Origin of the sequence: Cellulophaga sp. Hel_I_12 (assembly GCF_000799565.1) — a bacterium.
Taxonomy (GTDB): domain Bacteria; phylum Bacteroidota; class Bacteroidia; order Flavobacteriales; family Flavobacteriaceae; genus Cellulophaga.
The window spans coordinates 3,283,638-3,305,983 of sequence record NZ_JUHB01000001.1 but is presented as its reverse complement, the minus strand read 5'-3'; the positions used below and the strand labels follow the sequence as shown (position 1 = coordinate 3,305,983).

Annotated in this window: 20 protein-coding genes and 2 tRNA genes; 7 read left to right on the top strand and 15 right to left on the bottom strand. The window is 34.9% G+C overall.

The window, feature by feature from the left end:
* Window positions 1–58: 58 nt before the first annotated feature.
* The 3 genes from GQ45_RS14330 to sppA all read right to left on the bottom strand — a co-directional run bounded on the left by GQ45_RS14330 (window position 59) and on the right by sppA (window position 5,393).
* Window positions 59–2,785 (bottom strand): AsmA-like C-terminal region-containing protein, encoded by a 2,727-nt coding sequence (locus tag GQ45_RS14330; RefSeq protein WP_047419034.1) that lies wholly within the window; start codon window positions 2,783–2,785, stop codon window positions 59–61.
* A 121-nt stretch (window positions 2,786–2,906) separates the two neighbouring features.
* On the bottom strand, window positions 2,907–3,617 hold the full coding sequence (locus GQ45_RS14325) for a queuosine precursor transporter (protein ID WP_047419033.1): 711 nt from the start codon (window positions 3,615–3,617) through the stop codon (window positions 2,907–2,909).
* A gap of 15 nt (window positions 3,618–3,632) precedes the next feature.
* Window positions 3,633–5,393 carry a signal peptide peptidase SppA gene (gene sppA / locus GQ45_RS14320; protein ID WP_047419031.1) on the bottom strand — a complete coding sequence of 587 codons (1,761 nt, stop codon included), beginning with the start codon at window positions 5,391–5,393 and terminating at the stop codon, window positions 3,633–3,635.
* A gap of 71 nt (window positions 5,394–5,464) precedes the next feature.
* On the opposite strand from sppA, the gene folK reads away from it, so the two are divergent.
* Window positions 5,465–6,610 (top strand): 2-amino-4-hydroxy-6-hydroxymethyldihydropteridine diphosphokinase, encoded by a 1,146-nt coding sequence (gene folK, locus GQ45_RS14315; RefSeq protein ID WP_047419030.1) that lies wholly within the window; start codon window positions 5,465–5,467, stop codon window positions 6,608–6,610.
* A 143-nt stretch (window positions 6,611–6,753) separates the two neighbouring features.
* On the opposite strand, the gene GQ45_RS14310 is transcribed toward folK, so the two are convergent.
* Window positions 6,754–7,296 carry an RNA methyltransferase gene (locus GQ45_RS14310; RefSeq protein WP_047419028.1) on the bottom strand — a complete coding sequence of 181 codons (543 nt, stop codon included), beginning with the start codon at window positions 7,294–7,296 and terminating at the stop codon, window positions 6,754–6,756.
* A gap of 197 nt (window positions 7,297–7,493) precedes the next feature.
* Between GQ45_RS14310 and mutS the strand changes: the two genes are divergently transcribed.
* From mutS to GQ45_RS14295, 3 genes are all read left to right on the top strand, one after another.
* Window positions 7,494–10,106, top strand: coding sequence for a DNA mismatch repair protein MutS (mutS, locus tag GQ45_RS14305; protein WP_047420456.1), 2,613 nt, complete (start codon window positions 7,494–7,496; stop codon window positions 10,104–10,106).
* 179 nt (window positions 10,107–10,285) lie between these two features.
* Window positions 10,286–10,357 (top strand) — tRNA-Gly (locus GQ45_RS14300).
* A gap of 14 nt (window positions 10,358–10,371) precedes the next feature.
* Window positions 10,372–10,455, top strand: a tRNA-Leu gene (locus GQ45_RS14295).
* 298 nt (window positions 10,456–10,753) lie between these two features.
* Here GQ45_RS14295 and GQ45_RS14290 read toward each other — a convergent pair.
* A complete protein-coding gene (locus tag GQ45_RS14290) occupies window positions 10,754–11,491 on the bottom strand; it encodes a hypothetical protein (protein ID WP_231555209.1) in 738 nt (245 codons plus the stop codon).
* A gap of 82 nt (window positions 11,492–11,573) precedes the next feature.
* On the opposite strand from GQ45_RS14290, the gene GQ45_RS14285 reads away from it, so the two are divergent.
* The gene (locus GQ45_RS14285; protein WP_231555208.1) at window positions 11,574–12,590 is read left to right on the top strand and encodes a hypothetical protein; all 1,017 of its coding nucleotides are present in this window, start codon (window positions 11,574–11,576) and stop codon (window positions 12,588–12,590) included.
* Between the two features lie 11 nt (window positions 12,591–12,601).
* Here GQ45_RS14285 and pafA read toward each other — a convergent pair whose 3' ends face one another.
* The gene (gene pafA, locus GQ45_RS14280; RefSeq protein ID WP_052188237.1) at window positions 12,602–14,287 is read right to left on the bottom strand and encodes an alkaline phosphatase PafA; all 1,686 of its coding nucleotides are present in this window, start codon (window positions 14,285–14,287) and stop codon (window positions 12,602–12,604) included.
* Window positions 14,288–14,967: 680 nt separating this feature from the next.
* On the opposite strand from pafA, the gene rimK reads away from it, so the two are divergent.
* Both rimK and GQ45_RS14270 read left to right on the top strand, forming a co-directional pair.
* Complete coding sequence (rimK, locus tag GQ45_RS14275; RefSeq protein WP_047420446.1) at window positions 14,968–15,843, top strand: 30S ribosomal protein S6--L-glutamate ligase; 876 nt, start codon at window positions 14,968–14,970, stop codon at window positions 15,841–15,843.
* Window positions 15,833–16,813, top strand: a complete 981-nt coding sequence (locus GQ45_RS14270; RefSeq protein ID WP_047419026.1) for a succinylglutamate desuccinylase/aspartoacylase family protein — start codon at window positions 15,833–15,835, stop codon at window positions 16,811–16,813. Before rimK ends, GQ45_RS14270 begins: the two co-directional genes overlap by 11 nt.
* 92 nt (window positions 16,814–16,905) lie before the next feature.
* Here GQ45_RS14270 and GQ45_RS14265 read toward each other — a convergent pair whose 3' ends face one another.
* From GQ45_RS14265 to GQ45_RS18070, 9 genes are all read right to left on the bottom strand, one after another.
* Entirely contained in the window at window positions 16,906–17,127 is a 222-nt protein-coding gene (locus GQ45_RS14265) for a hypothetical protein (RefSeq protein WP_047419024.1), read from the bottom strand.
* A 347-nt stretch (window positions 17,128–17,474) separates the two neighbouring features.
* Entirely contained in the window at window positions 17,475–18,968 is a 1,494-nt protein-coding gene (locus GQ45_RS14260) for a cryptochrome/photolyase family protein (RefSeq protein WP_047419023.1), read from the bottom strand.
* Window positions 18,955–19,101, bottom strand: a complete 147-nt coding sequence (locus GQ45_RS17895) for a DUF2256 domain-containing protein (protein ID WP_081980929.1) — start codon at window positions 19,099–19,101, stop codon at window positions 18,955–18,957. Before GQ45_RS17895 ends, GQ45_RS14260 begins: the two co-directional genes overlap by 14 nt.
* Before the next feature lie 5 nt (window positions 19,102–19,106).
* Window positions 19,107–19,739: a flavin reductase family protein gene (locus tag GQ45_RS14255; protein ID WP_047420444.1), complete on the bottom strand. Its 633-nt coding sequence runs from the start codon at window positions 19,737–19,739 to the stop codon at window positions 19,107–19,109.
* A 10-nt stretch (window positions 19,740–19,749) separates the two neighbouring features.
* A complete protein-coding gene (locus GQ45_RS14250; protein ID WP_047419021.1) occupies window positions 19,750–20,856 on the bottom strand; it encodes an FAD-binding domain-containing protein in 1,107 nt (368 codons plus the stop codon).
* Entirely contained in the window at window positions 20,856–21,137 is a 282-nt protein-coding gene (locus GQ45_RS14245) for a TIGR03643 family protein (RefSeq protein WP_047419020.1), read from the bottom strand. The genes GQ45_RS14250 and GQ45_RS14245 overlap by 1 nt, the downstream gene beginning before the upstream one ends.
* A 2-nt stretch (window positions 21,138–21,139) precedes the next feature.
* Complete coding sequence (locus tag GQ45_RS14240; RefSeq protein ID WP_047419018.1) at window positions 21,140–21,559, bottom strand: DUF2452 domain-containing protein; 420 nt, start codon at window positions 21,557–21,559, stop codon at window positions 21,140–21,142.
* A 17-nt stretch (window positions 21,560–21,576) separates the two neighbouring features.
* Window positions 21,577–22,110 carry a glutathione peroxidase gene (locus tag GQ45_RS14235; protein ID WP_047419017.1) on the bottom strand — a complete coding sequence of 178 codons (534 nt, stop codon included), beginning with the start codon at window positions 22,108–22,110 and terminating at the stop codon, window positions 21,577–21,579.
* A gap of 10 nt (window positions 22,111–22,120) precedes the next feature.
* Complete coding sequence (locus tag GQ45_RS18070; protein ID WP_047419015.1) at window positions 22,121–22,291, bottom strand: Lacal_2735 family protein; 171 nt, start codon at window positions 22,289–22,291, stop codon at window positions 22,121–22,123.
* Window positions 22,292–22,346 lie beyond the last annotated feature (55 nt).

Here is a 22,346-nt window from a genome sequence, read left to right as displayed (position 1 = left end):
TTTAATAGTGCTTTATTAATTTTTTTTGGTGCTATCAGAACGTTAAGGCCCCTTACTATTAATTCACCGTATCTTTTTTTACTTCAGGCTTCTTTTTTTTATTCAACAGACCACCAAGAATACTTTTTGCAGCATCTTTCACCGCCCCATTATTTGTTGCAGCTGAATCTATTTTAACCGCGGTTGAATCTTTTTTACCTCCTAGCAAACCTCCAAGAACACCTTTTACAGCAGTATTGGTATTGGCATCTGAAAGGGAGTCTTTGGTTTTTTTGTTTCCTGAAAGTAAGCCGCCAATTAAGTCTGTCGCTTTGTCCTTTCCTTTACTTATTAATTTTTGTTTTTCTATTTCAATTAATTTTGTAGTCAAACTTTTAACCCCAGAGGTTAAATCAGTAGTCACATTTGGACTCAAATAATCGCCTCCAATAGTAGCGACGACCGGTATAGTTAAATTATCAAGGGACGAATCATCAATTTTTGCGATTAAACTCGTAATATCTTTTCCTAAATATTTGGCAGGAACATTAATAACTGCAGAATAATTAAGCTTTTTATCGAAAGTGTGACTTCCAGCGATATCCAGTGCAATATCTTGATAGTTAACAGTAAAGGGTTTTACCTTTACGCTGCCATTTTCAAAAGAAAGTGCCGTTTTTAACCCATTAAGATTTAGTTTATCAAAATTCAAAAAATCGAGTTTAGAACTTAAAGCCGATAACACTTCAGCCTGATTTGGATTCACTTCTGTTCCTAAAAGCTCCGCCAATAGATTACCTGAAATAGTAGATAAGTTTGGGGTAAAATCATCATTTAAATTACCTGATATCACCACATCAGAATTTAATTGTCCTTGTAAGGCGTTAGCGATTGGAGTTAATATTTTAAACAATTCTAAAGCTTTGAAGGTCTCTCCAATTTTAAAGTTATTCATGCCTAATTTCATCGCAAAGCTAGGTGTTACTCCTTTCGTAGAAACCTCTCCATTAAAGGCTAAGTTCCCACCAAAAATTGATGAAGTCATATTTTGTAAAGTTGCTTTCTCATCTTTTATAATCAGCGTTCCTGACACATTTTTTAGACTTAAATTGTCGTAAATAACATTAGATGCCGTGGCATTGATGGTCGCATCTAAAAATGAAGGGATTTTCACTTGAGCTGCAGCCATTGTGGGTTTACCAGTCGATTCAGCTGTAGGAACTGTTGACTCTTCTACCATAAAATCATTTACGGCAAACGTAGTTGAACTTAAATTAAAAATTCCTTCTACATTTTCGTCATTGAACATAAAACCCAAAAGATTATTTATAGTACCAGAGGCTTTAAAATCTGTTTGACCCGTAACCCCGTTGAGTTCATTTAAAGTAACTGTTTTAGGGTTAAATGTCACTGATGTAGCATTGATTTTAACCGGGCTTTTAAGCTCCTCCGATTTGTAAACAAAATTCTTTAAATTTAAATTTCCATTGATATTGGTTTTTTCATATTGTTTATTTTCGATGGATGCCATATCAAAAGCGGCATTAATATCGAGTGCTAACAAGCCTTCTAAATTTAAATCTGCCGGAACCGGGTAGGCTTTTGCAATATTTGCTAAGTTCATTTTTCCATCAATATGAGAATTTACCTTAGTATTCCCCATTAAGTCTTGAATTTTAGCAGTCATATTAAACCTATCTTCATCAATCATAAAAGACAGTTTACGAATGTCAACAAAAGTTTCTTCTGTGATTCCTGTTTCGTTGGTAATTTCTGTATCGATATAAACATTACGCACCGACTTGGGTAAATCTGCATATTTAAAAGATGCATTATCTGATTGTATATCAATTTTAAATTTTGGAATATATACCTCATCAACAATTCCATTGAATTTACCTTGCACAATAAAATTACCTGTGGTAGTTACCGATTCTAAATTTTTGGAATATTCAGCTGGGATAACCGCCAAAAAGTTTTTAAAATCTGAAGAAGCTGTCTTAAAACTTATATCCACCTCTTGGTTGTCATCATTTAATTTTACAAAACCGTCAAAAACTAAAGCCAACTGGTTTACCATAGCTTCATTTTTTAAGAATGAATAGGTGTTTGTATTTAAATCTATCCCTATCAGAGCGTCTAACTTTACAGGATTTCTATTCAAATAATTGGTGCTATCCATTTCAAAAGATACTAATCCACTTGTTTTTGTGTCTAATTCTGATTTCTCCAAAGATAAATCACCCGTTCCTGAATGATTCATTTCAAAGATTTCAAAACGTATTCCAGATTCTCTATCTAAATATAAAATTTTTGAATTGCTGATGGCGTAAGATTCCATCGAAAGGGTAAAATCACTTGTCTCGCTTTTATCAGCATCGGCAGTACTAGTATTATCATCTTCTATGGCTATATCATAATTTACATTTCCTTCTGCATCTGCCAAGATATTTAAAAATGCATTATCTACGGTTAGGCTTTTAATCACAATAGATTCATCAGCTCCCTTGAATAATTCTTTGATTGACATATTCAGTGCTACTTCTTTTGAAGAAAATAAAGTGTCGCCCTCAAAAGGAGCTTTATTGATTAAAGAAATATTCTTTAACCTAACCGTAGCATTCGGAAACGAGGAAAAAAGTGATAGATCTGCCTCTTCAAAATCGAAGGTAGCTGTTATGTTATTATTCACTTTATTTTTGATAATATCGGCAATTTTACCTTTTAGAAAGAAAGGAGCGGCGACTAATACCATGATAATTAGCAAAAAAACTATTCCGACTATTTTTAAAATTTTATTTTTCATATAAATTTATATTAAAACGATACCGTTTAATGTTTTACAAAAATACTTTTGATTTTCTTGATGTACTGATACTATAACAACTATTTGTGGCGCAATCAAAAAACATAGCGCACTTGAATATTCAATATTCTAATTCTATTTCCTCGCCTACTTGTAGTTTAAACCTTTTCCTAAACAGATATACGAAGAAATACAGGAAAGGGGTGTCGATAAATGCTATAATTATCTTAAAAATAAAACCACTAATTACCAAACCGCTAAACATGCTCCAAGGCAATATTTGAAATACACATAATAGCCCAACCACAGTAAAAGTATCAATGAATTGTGATAAAAATGTCGAAAAATTATTGCGCAACCACAAATGTTTTCCTTTGGTTATTTTTTTCCAAAAATGGTAAATAGCCACATCGATATATTGGGCAAAAAGATAAGCAATCATAGAGGCTAAAACCGCAATTGGAGAAAGGGCGAATACCTTAGTAAACGTTTCATCATTGATGGGCGATGAAGAAATGGCCGGTACATAATTCGCTATTAAAATAATTCCCATAGAAAATAAAGAAGCAAAAATACCAACGGTGACAACTTCATTTGCTTTTCTCTTTCCGTAGATTTCAGAAATTAAATCGGTAATTAAAAACGTAATCGGGTAAGGTAATATACCCACGGAGATCTCAAAAAGGCTAGCTCCAAAAATGGTAAATTCACCAAAAGGCTTCCAGAAGAAAAACTTTTGAAATATTAAATTAGAAACCACCAGCGAGGTTATAAATAACCCTGCCAAAAAAAGAAATATTCTAAAAGCAAGTTTTTTGTCGTTCGCTACCATAGGCTATCTCGCTACTTACTTAATAGACAAAACATACGGCATTCTTGCTTGCACTCCTTTTCGCGTGATACCCGTTTTAAATTCCAATAAAATTCGGTAAGCATCATCACCTAATTCCTTTTTGATAAAATTCTGCTTTAATGTAGAAGTCGCACCACCAAAATCTTCCATAAATCGCTCAAGGCCCGATTTATACTTTGGATAACTTTGGGTTCCATAGGTCTCCAAATTTACCATTTGAGCCGCAGCTTTTACGGCATCATCCAAACCACCTAATTCATCGATTAAACCATTATTTTTAGCATCTGTGCCACTCCAAACTCTGCCTTGCGCTAAACTATCGGCCTGAGCTATAGTGATATTTCTGCCTTCTGCTACCCTAGCCAAAAAAGTTTGATACGTTTGTTCTACCCCTTCTTGAACTATGCTTCTAAAATCATCTGTCATTGGTTCAAAAAAAGAATACTCAACCGAATTTTTATTGGTTCCGACTTGTTCTGCATTTATTCCTATAATTTTTGCGAGTTCAGTGCCGTTTGGGATGGTACCAAAAACACCTATTGAACCCGTAATGGTTGTGGTTTCTGCAAATATTTTATCGGCACCTGCTGCAATATAATAGCCTCCCGAAGCAGCTACGTCTCCCATAGAAACAATGACAGGTTTTATTTTTTTAGTCAAGGCTACCTCACGCCAAATAAGATCTGAAGTTAAAGCACTACCTCCAGGAGAATTTACGCGTAAAACAATGGCTTTTACAGCATCATCTTCTCTTGCCCTCTTAAGAGATTCATTCATAATACCTTGACCTATAAAATTAGGCCCACCATCACCATAAAGAATTTCGCCTTGGGCATAAATAATAGCTATTTTGCCATCTCCTTTTAGAAGTGTTTTTTTATTCGCTGTCTGGATATAATCTTCTAAAGAAATATAATTCAGAGCATCACTTTGTACCGTTTTGGTGGCATTTCTTAGTTTAGTTTCATATTCGTCAAAAAATACTACATCATCAATTAGGCCCGATTCTTTGGCTAAAAGTGGCGTTCTTCCTCCTAAGGTATCCGCAATGATGTTTAAATTTTCTGAAGATATCTTTCTATTTACTGCAATTTCACTGACCATAGAAGTCCATAAAGAATGTAATAACTCTTTGATTTGAGTTCTGTTCGCGTCACTCATTTCGTTAGCCAAATAAGGCTCTACCGCACTTTTATATTTACCATGGCGAATTACCTCCATTTTTAGTCCCGTTTTTTCCTGCAAATCTTTATAAAATAAAACTTCGGAAGATAGTCCTCTAAAATCCATCGTACCCACCTTGTTCAAAAATAAACTGTCAGATACTGAGGCTAAATAATAATCTTTTTGAGTTAATACATCTGCGTAACCGTACACAAACTTACCACTTGCTTTAAAATTTTCTAAGGCACTCCGAATGGCTTGTGTTTGTGAATAACCAGCAATCACAAAGTTGTTATTGATGCTTATTCCTTTAATTTTAATATCATTTTTAGCTACATCAATGGCATGTAAAATTTCATCAAGGCCTTGAGATTGTTGAAATAAACCCGCAAACGGATCTGATGCATCCCTACCCACATAATCAGCGACCGGGTTCTGAATTTGTATTTCTAAAACCGAATTGTCTTTTACCGTCTTTACATCATCTGCACTGCCAACAAGGGCAATAAAAATGACAAACATTCCAAACAATACACCAAAGGCAATAAGGCTTCCAAAAATGGCTGCCAGTAAGTTTCCTAAAAATCTCATTAAAATTTTGTTATAAATTCGCTGCAAAGATAATGATTGTAAAATAGTTTTATTTATTTTGTGATGCGATTATGAACAAACCCAAAACTATTTACTTATCCTTAGGGAGTAACCTCGGCGACAAACTTTTTTACCTACAAACTGCTATCTTTACCATAGCGACAAAAGTAGCCCCGGTAACTGCGATTTCAAATGTATACCAAAGTACGTCTTGGGGTTTTGAAGCTGAAGACTTTTTAAATTGTTGCGTTGCCATTGAAACTCATCTAGCTGCTCAGGAACTTTTAGTTACACTTCAAAAAATCGAAAAAGATTTAGGAAGAGCACCTCATGTATCAAAGGTTTATAGTTCTAGAAATATTGATATTGATGTGCTTTACTATGGACATGAAATTATCCAGCAAGACCATATCACCATACCCCACCCTTCTTTGCAATTAAGGCAATTTGTTTTAAAGCCATTAAGTGATATTGCTCCGCAATTTTACCATCCTGTTTTAAATAAAGATACCCGTAATTTAATTCAAATGTGTAAAGATAAAGGCAGTATCACAAAAACTCCCTTAAAATTGTACAAAACCAAAGAAGCCCTTTTTTCCAAGCTTAATTTTATTGCTATTGAAGGAAATATTGGTGCAGGCAAAACCAGCTTAGCTTCAAAAATCGCAGAAGATTTTAATGCAAAATTGATATTAGAACGTTTTGCTGACAACCCCTTCTTACCAAAATTTTACGAAGATCAGGCGCGATACGCCTTTCCGCTTGAAATGTCGTTTTTAGCAGAACGCTATCAACAATTTACAGACGACACCTCACAGTTTGATCTCTTCAAAAGTTTTATGGTCAGTGATTACGATATTTTTAAATCTTTAATTTTTGCTAAAGTTACCTTACAAGAAGAAGAGTTTAAATTATATCGAAAGGTGTTTAACTTTATGCATAAAGAAATAAAGAAGCCCGGTTTGTACGTTTATTTATATCAAAATACAGAACGACTACTTGAAAATATAAAAAAGAGAGACCGAGACTACGAGCAAAATATACCACCAGACTATCTAGAAAAAATTAATCGCGGCTATCTAGACTTTATTAAAGACGCTCAAGATCGTAATATTTTAATTATTGACATTAGCGAATTAGACTTTGTATCGTCACCAAATGATTATAATTTTATTATCGACAAATTAGTAGCCTATACCTGTGGAATTAAAATTTAAGATAATATTCACATTTTATTTGCACATTAAAAAAGGTTTTCTTTAATTGCGCTCGTTAAACATAGTTCGTGTTCTTAAATACACTAAAAACTAGGTTTAAAACTAACTAACTCAAACTATATAAAGTACCCTTACTTCAACAGTTAGGGTATTTTTTTTAGCTGTAATTTAGACCAAAAATCCCATATCACCACACCGGCACTTACCGAAATATTTAAAGAGTGTTTCGTTCCATATTGTGGAATTTCGATAATGGTATCACAATGCGTCACCACCTCCTGCGCTACTCCCTTTACTTCATTGCCAAAAACAAGAGCATATTTTTTTGTGGCCTCTATGGCATAGTCATTTAAAAAAGTAGCATTTTCAGCCTGTTCAATGGCAATGGTTTCAATATTATTTTCCTTTAATTCTTTTAAAACCTCAAGCGTACTTTCAGCATATTCCCAGGCCACACTATCCGTGGCCCCTAAAGCTGTTTTATGAATATCTTTGTGTGGTGGTGTCGCTGTAATTCCACAGAGGTAAATTTTTTCGATTAAAAAAGCATCTGCTGTTCTAAAAACAGAACCGATATTATTTAGACTCCTAATATTGTCTAAAACTACAATTATTGGTGTTTTTTTAGCGCCTTTAAATGTTTCAACATCTAAACGATCTAACTCGCTATTTTTTAACTTCCGCATATATCCTTACTCATATTAGGTTTCTTTTCATGGATTCAATTTTCAAAATTACAAACTTATCACAGGACCTTGGCGATTTCTATCAACTTATCTAAAAATATCAACAAAAATCTTTAACCTTTAGATAAAATAGTACTTTCGTTTTAAGGTTGAAGGTCAAATCAACACGCTATAAAAACAGTCTAATTCATTCGCTTTTGGCAAAGAAAGAAAAAAAGAAGGTAACACCTTTAATGCACCAATACAATACCATCAAGAAAAAGTATCCTGATGCCCTATTGCTGTTCCGTGTCGGAGATTTTTACGAAACTTTTGGCGAAGATGCCGTAAAAGCATCAAAGATATTAGGCATTATTTTAACACACCGCAATAATGGTGGCGACCGAACGGAGCTTGCTGGTTTTCCACATCATTCGGTAAATACCTATTTACCAAAGCTAGTGAAAGCAGGCCAGCGTGTAGCTATTTGTGACCAACTAGAAGATCCAAAACTCACCAAAACCATTGTAAAAAGAGGTGTTACTGAACTCGTTACTCCTGGAGTTGCTTTTAATGATGATATCTTAAACGCTAAGACCAACAATTTTCTTTGTGCGGTACATTTTGGCAGAAAGCTTATAGGCATCGCATTCCTAGATATTTCAACCGGAGAATTTTTAACTTCGGAGGGCAATGAAGACCAAATAGACAAACTATTACAAAACTTTGCACCAAATGAAGTTTTAGTCTCAAAAGTGCATAAGAAAGAATTTATAGAACAGTTCGGCAAACAGTTTCACACCTTTTTTGTGGAGGATTGGGTGTATCAAGAAGATTACGCCTTACAAACCTTAACGGATCATTTTAAGACAACAAGTTTAAAAGGTTTTGGTGTAGACCACTTACATCACGGTGTTGTAGCCGCTGGAGTCGCTTTGCATTATCTTTCAGAAACACAACACCGACAATTACAGCATATTAGTAAGCTAGAACGTGTCGCTGAAGAAGAACATATTTGGATGGACAGGTTTACCATCCGAAATTTAGAATTATATCAAGCCAATAATAACAATGCTGTTACACTGTTAGATATTATTGACAAAACCATTTCGCCCATGGGCGGTAGAATGCTCAAAAGATGGTTAGCGCTACCCTTGAAAAATATCGAAAAAATAAGACGAAGGCATCAAGTGGTTTCATACCTCAACCTAAATGAAACCATTCTACACAAACTACAACATCATACCAAGCAAATAGGTGATCTAGAGCGTTTAATTTCTAAAGTAGCCACTGGAAAAATAAGTCCCAAAGAAGTTGTTCAATTAAAAAATTCTTTAGAAGCGATTGTTCCTATCAAACAAGTAACAGCAAATAGCGACAATGACTCGGTAAAATTTATAAGCGATCAATTGCAAGCCTGTGATATGCTAAGATCAAAAATTAAAGAAATGATTTTTGAGGAAGCACCGGTTAATATTTTAAAAGGAACAACCATTGCCAAAGGTTATTCTGAAGAGCTGGATGAATTGCGTGGTTTGGCTTTTTCGGGCAAAGATTACTTAAACAAAATGCTAGAACGCGAAACGGAGCGCACAGGTATTTCGTCTTTAAAAATAGCATCGAACAATGTATTTGGCTACTACATAGAAGTACGCAATACCCATAAAGATAAAGTTCCCGAGGAATGGATTCGCAAACAAACTTTGGTGAATGCAGAACGCTATATTACCGAAGAATTAAAAGAATATGAAAGTAAAATACTGGGTGCCGAAGAGCGAATTGCTGCTTTGGAGCAACAACTATTTTCACAATTGGTGGTATGGATGCAAGAATATATTGCACCTGTTCAAAATAACGCTTATCAAATTGCACAGCTCGATTGCCTTTCTGGGTTCGCTCAATTGGCGAAAGAAAATCATTATCACGAACCCACTATAACAGATACCACAGATCTGGAGATTAAAAATGGTCGACACCCTGTTATTGAAAAACAATTGCCGTTAGGGGAAGCCTATATTGCAAACGACGTACTCTTAAACAGAGATGAGCAACAAATCATTATGATCACCGGACCAAACATGAGTGGTAAGTCTGCTATTTTGCGACAAACTGCACTCATTGTTCTGCTCGCTCAAATGGGAAGTTTTGTACCCGCTGAATCGGCTAAAATTGGTTGCGTAGACAAAATATTTACACGTGTGGGTGCCAGTGATAATATATCGATGGGAGAGTCTACTTTTATGGTTGAAATGAATGAAACGGCTTCTATTTTAAATAATTTATCGGAACGCAGTTTGGTGCTTTTAGATGAAATTGGCAGAGGTACGAGTACCTACGATGGTATTTCTATCGCCTGGGCCATATCGGAGTATTTACACGAGCACCCAACAAGAGCAAAAACATTGTTCGCGACACATTATCACGAATTAAACGAAATGACCACTACGTTTGAACGTATTAAAAATTACAATGTTTCGGTAAAAGAATTAAAAGATAATGTATTGTTTTTACGAAAATTAATGCCGGGTGGAAGCGAACATAGTTTTGGTATTCACGTAGCAAAAATGGCTGGAATGCCGCAGCAAGTAATTCACAAAGCCAATAAAATTTTAAAGAAGCTTGAAAAATCACATTCCAGTGAAGAACTAACGGAGAAACTACAGGATACTCAAAACGAAATGCAGTTGAGCTTTTTTAATTTAGATGACCCGCTTTTGCTTCAAATAAAAGAAGAAATAACGCATTTAGATATAAATACCTTGACACCCGTTGAAGCTTTGATGAAATTAAACGAAATAAAGCGGCTATTAACCAAAAAGAAAAATACCTAAGAATTTAGGAATAGCCACTAAATAGCTGTTTATGAGGCTTTCCGATTTAAAAAAACCTAGGAATTAAAACCGTGAAATATTTTTTAATTCTTTTCTATAATTTTTCTTTGGTTTTTATAGAATTATACTAAATTTGCAACCGCATTTATATTGAATGCTACGCTCATTAAACAATACTCGCGAAAGTAGCTCAGGGGTAGAGCATCACCTTGCCAAGGTGAGGGTCGAGGGTTCGAATCCCTTTTTTCGCTCAACTTCAATCCACGCTCGAGTGGTGGAATTGGTAGACACGTTGGACTTAAAATCCAATGGACATTAGTCCGTGCGGGTTCAAGTCCCGCCTCGAGTACAGATGAAGAAAAGACCAAAGTGAAAGCTTTGGTCTTTTTGTTTTAAGTGCTGAGCCAAATTTATTTGAGCTAGAGCGGGCAAAACAAAAATAACACTCCTATAAGCACCTTTATTTTCTTACCAAAATGTTTGGACGGGACTCACTACAAGGCAATTTGCGCCTGGAGTACAAATAAGTGCAAAAGCGAATAAAAAATAAAGGGAGTAGCTAGTTGCATGCAGACCTGTAAGTTCGTTTTTAGGTTGCTTAGCTTAAAATCGCCCACTTCTTTGTGAATTATTAGATTATTTTTGGGTTATCGCAATACCTTAAAATGATCTAATTGAATATCATCCAACCCTTTCTCATCAAAAGGATATTCTAAATGATCCTGGATATTATAAAGTGAAATAAGTATAAATTCAGTGATAAGCACAACAAAATAAACTGCTAATGGATTATAGGTCGGCCCAATATTAAAAATGATGGTAGGTGCGTAAATAAGGGGAAATATATATATAAAAACTTTACAATAAGCCTTTAGACTCAGGGGGGTTCTATGCACAAGAATCCCATTCAAATTGTCAATCGCCTCGTGAAGATCACACATATATTTGAACAATTTTTCCTTTAAACTTTTAGGTATAGTTTTCCTTCTGGAGTGAATAAATTCATAAATTTTATCAACTTCTTTATCCAAATTTGTGATGCTACCTTCATTGCTTTTTAGATGTAATAAGGTTTTATTTTCAATATTTTCCAACAATAGTTTTAAACTAGCCACTTCGTTTTCCAACAACATACTAGTCGTAATAAAATAGTGTAATGTTTTCATGGCACTGCGGTATTGGCTTAAATGTTCCAATGCTTTTTCTCTTCTTCTAAAAGAACCTCTTATGGTAAAAACCAAAGGAAAAATAATGGCAATACTAAGTAAGGTTAGGTCTACATTAAAAAAAATCTTAAAGCGATAAGACAGAAACACGGAGGCAAAAGAGATTACCGTAACTAATAACGTTCTGTGATTTAAGGAAGACAAATAGAGTTTAATCACCTTATTTTTATTACTTTACGTGTAAGTTTAATTCAATATGGGAAATATACAAACAAATTTTAGACTCCTTACAATCTGTTTTTTGATATCCCTATACTGTAATGGTCAGGTTGAAGATACGAATAAAAAATTGGGTAAGGTTTCAAAACTTTTCAGAACGTCAACCATACTACCCCTACAAATGGCATATAGTAATCGTGACCTTAAAAAACTGACGAACGATAGCACATATATACATTTAGACTTCACTTACACCGATGCTGATACACTTGGTACTTTGCCACTAAGGATAAGAGCTAGAGGTAATTTTAGGCAAAAGAAATGCTATTTTACACCTGTTAAAATTAGAATCAAAAAGGACGATGCCAAAAAAACCTTGTTCAAGGGAAATAAAGAATTGAAATTAGTGCTCCCCTGTTTAAAAGAAAGAAATGCTAATGACAATGTCATAAAAGAATTATTGGCCTATAAGTTGTTTGAGGTGGTTTCTCCTTTTCACTTTAAAACGAGGCTTTTGGACCTGACACTGACCGAAGAGAAATCGAAAAAAACAGAAGAACATAGAATAAAGGCCTTTTTGATAGAGGATATGGATGAGCTAGAAGACCGTTTTGGTGGTAAGACCATGAAAAGAAATGTTCATCCGCTGCAACAAGACTCCTTAAACTCTGTTCGCAATGCCTTTTTTCAATATATGATTGGCAATACTGATTTCTCTACAGGTTATCAGCACAATCAAAAACTCTTATTCCTAAACGGCTATTCTATCCCCATCCCTTATGATTTTGACATGTCAGGATTGTGCGATGTCAGCTATGCTGTAGTGTCTCAAATCAATGGTATGGTATTACCATTAGCGTCGGTTACAGAACGCTTATATAGAGGTTTTAAGAGATCTGATGCTACTATGTTGACCATCCGAGATGAATTCTTGCAAAATCAGCAAAATATGTTGGCCATACTAGAAGATCATAAGGTCTATTTTGAAAACCCAGATGAATTTGAGAAATGTAAAAAATATATCCAAAGTTTTTTTCATATTATAGCGGACTCGGCTAAATTTAAATCAGAAATCTTGGATAAAGGAAGGCTTAAATAAATTATTTTCTATTACTTTTCAAAAAGTTCCATCAATGGCTTGCCCTGTGAGGAACTGGGCAAAGGAATATTAAGAAGCATGGAGAGACTAGGCGCGATATCTATAATATTAACCTCTCTAACTGATGCTCCATAACTAATACCTTTTCCCATCCAAATTAAGGGTATATGCGTATCATACGAATAACCAGATCCATGTACTGTTCCCATCACATTCTCAACGCTAATTTTTGGATTAGGATGTATTATGGTTCCAGAAGTATAAGATATTAAAACATCCCCTGACCTTTTAACGTGATATCCGTTTTGCATGGTTTTTCGAATTCCTTCCTCGTATACTTGTGTTTGAAGATCATCTGCGGTAAGCGCCAACGATACCCCTGGGAGGGTCATCAAAAAATTTGCGGCCTCCTTTTGTACCATTGGCAAGGATAACTTTTGTTCGTCAATGGTTGATTTATTTAAATAGATGTCATTTCCGTTAACAGTTGTTATCCAAGAAGCATTTCCATATTTCGAATCCAGAAAAGCCTCTAAGCTTCTTCCATCGCCTATAGTATTAGCGATGGCGGCATCCTGATTGTGCTCTTTTAAAAAGGATACGTTTTGTATGGCTCCATGGTCAGCAGTTAGGAATAAAGTGTAGTTGTTTTTTCCCATCTGGGCGTCTAAGGCTTTAAAAAGTATCGCTAGATCCCTATCTAATCTAAGATAAATATCTTCCATTTCTACAGATTGTGGACCAAAAGTATGCCCAATAACATCTGGCAAAGAATAACTAATACTTAGAAAATCCGTATACTCATCCATTCCTAACCTTTCTTCCTGTAAAGCTTTAATGGCGAATTCTGTCAATAAGGTGTTTCCTTTAGGGGAAATCCACAACAATTGAAACTCAGTTCCTCTTGCTCTATATTCTTCCCTCATGGCTTTGAAATCATAAGGAAAGGTAGGACTTGGCTTTCCTCCCATTGTTGTTTCATGCCGGTTGTCATCCGGGGCACTTATGGTATAGGTTTCAATTGGGTAAAGGGTATTCCAAGTTTCATTTAAATAGGCATCTGATTTTTCCTGGGTATTAAATTTGGTTACCCATTTGGGAACCTCTTCTGTATAATAACTACTGCTCACAAAATAACCTGGGCTAGATTCCCAATCATGCCAATACACGCCATCAGCAGATTTTCCTCCTGGTAAAATGGCTCCTCTATCCTTAATAGAGATGCTGATTACCTTAGATTTAAAATTGCTTACTTTTTTCAACTCATCCGTTATCGTAGAGGCCAATAACTTTTTGGGCGATGCTCCATACGGATTTTCCAAGATAGAACCTACTATCTTTTCTTGCTCATCCGAAATAGTACCTACAACTGCATTGCTCTCTCTGTCAAACCAAGAATTCCCGATAATACCATGATAGGAAGGTGTTGTTCCTGTATAAATAGATGCATGGCCTGGTGCGGTTTCAGAAGGAATATAGTTGACATTCGCATTCTTAAAATTGAAACCATCCCGTAATAATCTTTTAAAACCATCTTCCCCGTATCTTTTTTGATACTTATAAAGATAATCTGCTCTCATTTGGTCTATAACAACACCAACCACTAATTTCGGAGTAGAACTGTCCTGCGCCAAAATTACTGAATGACTTAGAACTGTAATAAGAATTATTGATATATATAAGAATTTACTTTGCATAGTATTTCTCGTTAGTAGTTATTCTGTCTCCTTTTTCTTCAAAACCTTTCTTTTCCAAATTTAGGTGGTTTTCAGGTAAAATACATTCCATTTTAATATTTCCATTTCAATGGGCTTTGGCAACATCTTTGAAGATAAACGAATTTAGGAATTATTTTTCCAAATAATCTTTGAAAATATTATTGGTGGTCCGTTTTTCCTAGTAACCCTTTGAAATTTACAATCATTAGCATGTTGACGATTTTCACAAATAAATAGGAAGACCTTTGTCGTCAATTTCTCGACTTAAATTTAAATAATCTATTGTAATGATGCTATCCAAGTTGGTGAAGTAGCTATTACACTAGCCGCTATTGAGTGCGATTGTGAATCTAGCACTACCATGGTTTCTAAATTAGCCAATGGTCCCACTTTTACTTATAAGGAACTTGTGAATGTTGATGATCCTTTAAAGGTCAATCAGCCCAACAAAATACTACCTTATCCTAATCAAATAAAAAACTTAGATTTAAAAAAGTATCTTTGACACAGGTAAATGAGAGTTTTTTAGTACTTTAAATTTTTATACCCAAAAATCAATTTGAACCTTGGCATTATTCTTTAGTTTAGTATTTATGATTAGTGCACGCGTTTTAACCACCAAATATCCTTTACTTATTTCTTAGAAAAACATGAAAAACATGAAAATTGCTATATTATCTGCCAATCAAAACTTGTATTCTACCAAAAGGCTTGTAGAAGCTGGTGAGAAAAAAGGCCATGAGGTTGTTGTGATTAACCATACGAAATGCGATTTAGTTATCGAAAAAAAGAAACCTGGCATTATTTATAAAGGGGAAGAAATAACTGATATTAATGCTATTATCCCAAGGATTGGAGCTTCATTTACCTTTTACGGAACCGCTGTAGTTCGCCAATTTGAAATGATGAAAGTTTTTTCGGCGACAGAATCTCAGGCTTTGGTACGGTCTCGAGATAAACTAAGAAGTTTACAAATACTGTCTCGAGCAGGTTTGGGCCTACCCAAAACAGTTTTTAGTAACTATTCGAAAGAAGTGAGTGGTATTATTGATAAAGTGGGTGGCGCCCCATTAGTGATTAAATTATTAGAAGGAACTCAAGGTTTAGGCGTTATGTTGGCAGATAATAGAAATTCTGCTGAATCTATTTTAGAAGCATTTAACGGATTACAGGCCAGGGTGATCGTACAAGAATTTATTAAAGAAGCAAAAGGGGCAGATATCAGAGCTTTTGTTGTAGATGGTGTGGTTGTTGGTGCCATGAAACGACAAGCCAAGGAGGGTGAATTTAGATCTAATTTACACCGTGGTGGATCTGCCAATATTATAGAACTGTCGGATGAGGAAGAAAACGCTGCCATACGTGCCGCAAAATCTCTAGGATTAGGTATTGCTGGTGTTGATATGCTGCAATCTGCTAGAGGTCCTTTAATTTTAGAGGTAAACTCATCACCAGGCTTAGAAGGTATAGAGCATGCGACTGGAAAAGATATTGCAGGACAAATCATAAAATATCTTGAACGAAATGCCGAGTAATAAAGTTAAAATACTAGGAGAAACTATTTTACCTGGTAAAACCTATCAGCTTTCTTTAAATATTGCGAAATTACATACCGGTACCAGCATTGAAGTTCCTATTATTATATCTAGAGCCAAACTAAAAGGGCCTTCAATTTTATTTACGGGAGGCATTCATGGCAACGAGGTAAATGGTGTTGAGATTGTTCGGAAAATAATTGCTAAAAAATACCATATTCCAAATGCAGGAATGGTTATATGTATTCCTGTTGTAAATGTTTTCGGATTTTTAAGTCAAACTAGAGAATTCCCCGATGGAAGAGACTTAAATCGTGTTTTTCCGGGTACGCGTACAGGATCATTAGCCAGCAGATTTGCCTATCATATTGTGAAAGAGATTGTACCTCACATAAGCTATTGTATCGATTTTCATACGGGAGGCGATAGCCGCTTTAATAGCCCTCAAATACGAATTGGAAAAAACGATCATGAAAGTCTTCAATTAGCTAAAACCTTTGGGACTAGCTTTATTATTAAGAGTGCTAAAAGAGAAAAATCTTTTAGAGAGACCCTTTATAAGCTAGACAAAAAAGTATTGCTATTTGAGGGAGGTAAATCGTTAAATATTAATCCTGTCATCACCAGAACCGGTATATCCGGTGCACTAAGGGTCATGCAAGAATTAGGGATTAGGAGTTTTCAAAAAGAGCTCTCTTCATTAATTCCTAAACCCGACACCTTGTTTCTTGTAGAAGATTCCACATGGATAAGAGCCAAATTTTCTGGACTTTTCCATCCTACGGTTCAACTTGGGCAATATGTAAAGGTCGGTGATAGCTTAGGAAGTGTGTCGGATCCCTTCGGAAATTTTGATAAAATACAAAAATCAAACTTCTCTGGTCATGTGATTTGTGTAAACCAATCGCCTATCGTAAATCAAGGAGATGCCATTATACATATCACTAAAAACGAAACAGAACTACCCTAAGACCTACTCCAAGTCTTCTGCTTAAAAAGTATAAAAAAGCGCAAAAAAAATTAATTTTTTTTGCGCTTTGCTTCTGAGTAAAAAATTATAGCTTAAGCTGTTGGTCTTCCCAACAAACGTTTTTCAATTTTACGTTTTATCACGGTAAGTCTTTTCATGACATCCATAATCTCTTCGTTTTTATCTTTCTTATATATTTCATTAAGCTCTAATATTAATGCCTTTACCTCTCTAGATGATTCTACTCTATCACTTGTGGTCATACCGGACATTTTACGGCTTTCGAACTCTAAGGCTCTATCCATTGCATCCATAAATCTAAATCGTTTATAGTTAATTTATTATTATTGATTTAATGCTATGTTTTAGGCTCTATTTGGTACCGTTTTCCCTATTATTTAGAATGATTTAAATCAAAACAAATAATTTAAAAATACGATAACCTAACTATTCTAGCGCTTTTATACTATAGCAGTTAGCAAACATATTTTAGCTAGCATTGTTTACCAAATAAAATGACAACTAAGCATTAAATTTTATTAACAATAATACAAAATGTTTATTTATTTTAAGCAATGTTTAAACATTATAACACTATTTTAACCAAATAGGTTTTAATATTCCTAATTTTATAGGTTATCGTAATCACCAAAAGGTAAAATCACAGCTGATTTAAAAACAAATTTGCATTTTGTTGGTGACTATTCTTCTTATCCTCAGGCATTTTGTCATACATCCTAACCAACATGCTTAATCGCGGATTTGAAAGGAAAAATTCTCGATGCACGTGCATAAAACGCCAAAAAAGTCCATCCCAAGTTTCTTGCCACGCTCCTTTTTGATAATTACTCATTTTCATTAGATAATTACTTCCGCTAATATAGGGTTTGGTTGCCATTAGACCCCCATCTGAAAATTGACTCATACCATATACATTAGGTACCATAACCCAATCATAGGCATCGATAAAGAGCTCCATAAACCATTGGTACACTTCATCGGGATCAAATTCACACAACAGCATAAAGTTACCTACTATCATTAAGCGTTCTATATGATGGCAATAGCCGGTTTTAAGAACACTTTTAATAGTATCGTCTAAGGGTTCAATACCTGTTGTTCCCTCGTAAAATGACTTTGGTATTTTGCGTTTAAAACCCCAGAAATTCTTGGTGCGTTCATAACTTCCTTTACTTACATAAATTCCACGTATAAACTCTCTCCATCCTACAATTTGCCGTACGAAGCCTTCGGTAGAATTTATGGGAATATCATTTTCTGTTGCAAATAATACTGCCTTATCAATTATTTCTTCTGGTGTAATTAAGCCTATATTTAACATTGGGCTTACTACACTGTGATGCAAAATTGAATTGTGCTTCACAATGGCATCTTCAAAGGTTCCGAACTCTAAAAATCGTTGGCTTAAAAAATCAGCAAACCATTTTTCAGTTTTTGCAAAGGTATTTGGGTAGCGAAAGCTGTCTGAAAGTTCTCCGTAATTCTTAGAAAAATTAGTTTCCACGTAGGTTTTAGCTTCTTTATAAAAATCGTCCGTATCGGGAAATTGAATATTAGGGGCTTGCTTTTTAGTTGGATATTTTTTTCGGTTTTCGGTATCGTAAGTCCATTTACCGCCTTCTGGCTGCTCATCTCCAACGATTAGAATATTACGCTTTTTACGTTCATTGGTGTAAAAAGTAGTTTGGTGAAACTTTTTTTTATCAGGCTTAAAAAAATCTTTTAAAGCATCATTTGAACTTAAGAACAAAGGCGATTCAAAACTATTTTGTTTTATACCTAGGGATGAGGCGCTAGTGGCTAGGCGTTTTTCTAACCAATTATCAACCGGATTGATATAATTTATTTCTTGAACTCCATCATTTTTTAAATAGGGTATTAATTCACGAATATCTGCAATTTTATCTTGTGCCGCTATATAATGCACCTCAAAGCCATTCTCTTTTAAATAAGCTTCGTAGAATTTCATAGTAGCTCTATGGAACGCTATTTTTTGTTTGTGAAAGGGATATTGCTTAAAAAAAAGAAACTCTTCCACTAAATAAATAGGATATTGGTGTTTAAAAAGTGGATTTTCTTTAAACAGTTGATGGGGAAATATAAGATGAACTTTTTTATGCTTAGTTTTTGACATGGGTCTTTTTATGCATTCTACATTTATCGCTACAGTACTTTACCTCATCCCAGTTTTTCTCCCATTTTTTTCGCCATGAAAAGGGTCGGTCGCAAACCACGCATATTTTTTCTGGTAGGTATTGTTTTTTCATTTTTTTTACTTGAAATCTGGAACTTCATTTCTTCTCACATAAGGGAATCGCTCCAGCTTCTTTAGGTCATAATAGGTATTTAAACCCGAGATTCCCACAGAATTGATTTCCGATAAATCAATATCGTCGGCCTCTCTAATGGCATTTTGAGGGATTATTAAATGTTCTATTTCACCGATAACCAAGATGGTGCCATTACGTTCTATGGGAATCGATTCGATATATTTTAAACCTATTTTTAAGTGACTTTCTTTTACGAAGGGAGCTACTATCCCATCCACAAACTCTTCCGTAAGTGCACAATGCCGAAACTCCGATTCGCCATCATCAAATTTAGCAGAGGTATAATGTGCTTTTTTTATGATGGAAGTGTTGACATGATTAATCGTGTAGCTACCATTTTTTAGCATATTTTCGTAGGTATGGCGCGGCACATCACCCACCGGACGTAAAATAAAACCCATTAATGCAGGATCGCTACCCAAATGCATCACCGAATTGAAAATAGCAACATTTGTGATTCCCTTTTCAGAAATTGTTCCAATTAAATTAGCTGCTTTTACTCCTGAAACCGCATTGATAAACTTGATGCGTTGCACACGATCTAATTGTTCTATTTCTTGCTTTGTGTAATGCATAAGCTTTCTTTTAAAATCGTAATTCCTTTTTACATTTCTTCCAAAAAGCAAAAAATGAAGGATAATACCCTTTCACACCAAACATCCAATCTCTAGTGTCTTCTGTTCCTGTATACTTTGTATTTAAAGGGTGTTCCTTGTAATATAATTTCGAAAGTTGGTATTCTTTCAATAATTCAGTGAACTCACCAACGTATACTTGAATATTAGGTATGTTTTTAGCCAAGGCCAACATAAAATCGACCGCTTTTTGTCCTATTGGATACTGTTCAAAAACTGATGGTTCTAACAAAAGAATGCGATTCACAGCTTCTTCTTTTCGCCAAATGGGGTCTAAATTATAGTAGTTATAAATACAACTAGGTTTCGTTTGATCTACTTGTATAGGGGTTTTAAGAGGTAATGGAGTCACTAATTTGGCCTGTACGGTTGCTTTTAAAACAGTAGGAATCGCCATTTCAGGAAGTGCCTCATAATCCACATCTAAAAAGGTATTGTTTTGATGGGTATGGCAATACCTATTTATATTTTCCTGATTTGCATAGTACTTTTTATTGCTGTTTGCCCCAACCACCCATTGCCAACTAAGCGCATTGCTTGCCCAATCGCCATCTAATAAATGGTAATACATCCATTGTGCAGGATGTTTCCAATGACTCTGGGCCACATTACAACTGATGGAGGCCAAGTACATGCGTACATGGTTATGCAGGTATCCAGTTTCATAAAATGCGGCAATAGCTTCGTCTATAGCTTCAATTTCGGTAGTCGCTTCAAGAATAGCTGAAGGCATTTCGTGATTGATAACCGATTGTTGCTCATGTTTTAAATCGGTGTTTATTTCGTTGCTTTTTACCCTCCAAACTTGCTGCCAATAATCTCTCCAGGCCAACTCTTGAATAAATTTTTCAATAGAGTTTGGAGCATAGCCCTTTGCTAACACCAATTGAAAAACCTGCTTTGTCGAAACAACTCCTCTTGAAATATAAGGTGATAAATAGCTAACAGCTCCATCAATATAGTTTCGAGATTTTGCGTACTCCTTGGGGCTTACATTAGCTATTCGCTGTAAAATTGCGTCATAGTCTGTAGGAAAGTTTGGAATGTGCTTTGCCATTAACGCTTGCTAATTTTATTTCCTGAAATCGCTTTTTGTCTTGAACATTTAAACCTGCTTATTTCCGGATTACGCTTTTTTAGATGTTTTTGACTTACACCACTGTTTACTCTTTTACGCCAGCGTTTAAAACTTGATTCTTTTAAGTTAGCACGCATAAACTTAATAACTTCCTTTTCGGGCAATCCAAATTGAAATTCGATGGCTTCAAAAGGGGTTCTATCTTCCCAAGCCATTTCTATAATTCTATCCGCTTGTCGTTCTGTAAAATTATTATCCATGCTTATTTTTCGTCTGTATGTTTAATTTTTTGCCAAATTTTATCCGCATTTAATTTAAAAGTACCTATATAATCAAAGTTACATTCATCAGGCGCAATTACGGATAAGAAGGCTTCTTCCGCAGCATTTCTGTATAAATAATAGGTAAAACCAACAATAGGCTCAAAATTAAATGAAGCACTGTACACCAAGTTATTGTACTCAAACTGCTCCATTAAGCCATCGAACTCCGCTTTTAGCTCCTGGTACTTTGCACCAATTTGTTTATTTACTTGGTGAATATTTCGATTTTTCCAAGAAACGGTATCTTGCGTAGTAATCACCGGAGCTCCTACACTTGTGGCATAGGGTTTTAAGGCTGCATCATATTTTTCTTTATCTGCATCAAAAACTACATAGTCTGGTTTTTTAACTGAAGCCATTATTTTAAATAAATTTCTTATTTGAAGTATTTGGTTATTTTAGTACTTAATGGTTTTGTAATCGAATAAAATACATCCACTAGATGCCCTGTATCATCCACAAGATATTTCTGAAAGTTCCACTTTACCGTACTACTCTTTTTTCCATTTTTATTTTTATCGGTAAGCCATTGGTATAAAGGATGTTGACTTGGGCCTTTTACAGCCAACTTTTCGGTTAAGGGAAAACTGACCCCAAAATTAAGCTCGCAAAACGATGTGATTTGGTTTTCATCTCCAGGCTCTTGCCCTCCAAACTGATTGCATGGAGCACCAATTATAACTAACTTCTCTTGGTAAGCTTTATACAACTTTTGAAGGTCAGAATACTGGCTTGTAAAACCACATTCTGATGCCACGTTTACAAATAAAATGTACTTTCCTTTAAATTTTTCTAATACTAGCGGTGTACCGTGTATATCGTTTATGCTAATGGTATAGATAGATTCTTTAGGTGCTATTGTATCTTTACCTTTTGATGTCGTAAATTTTAAATTTTCCAAAAAATTCATTCGCTATTTTTTAATCTTCGTTGAGGGCATCAATTTTTTTCATGACTTGCTCTGCTTCATAGGTTTTATCATCGCTTGCCTTGCGATTTACGGTAGACAGTTTATAGGCTTCATTCAATAAGTCCTTATATTGTTTTTGCAGTACTTCTTTCTCTGATTTTTTTTTAAATAATCCAAACATAGCTTCTATTTTGTAAATAAGAAATTCATAATTTCATTACGAAAATACAAAATGT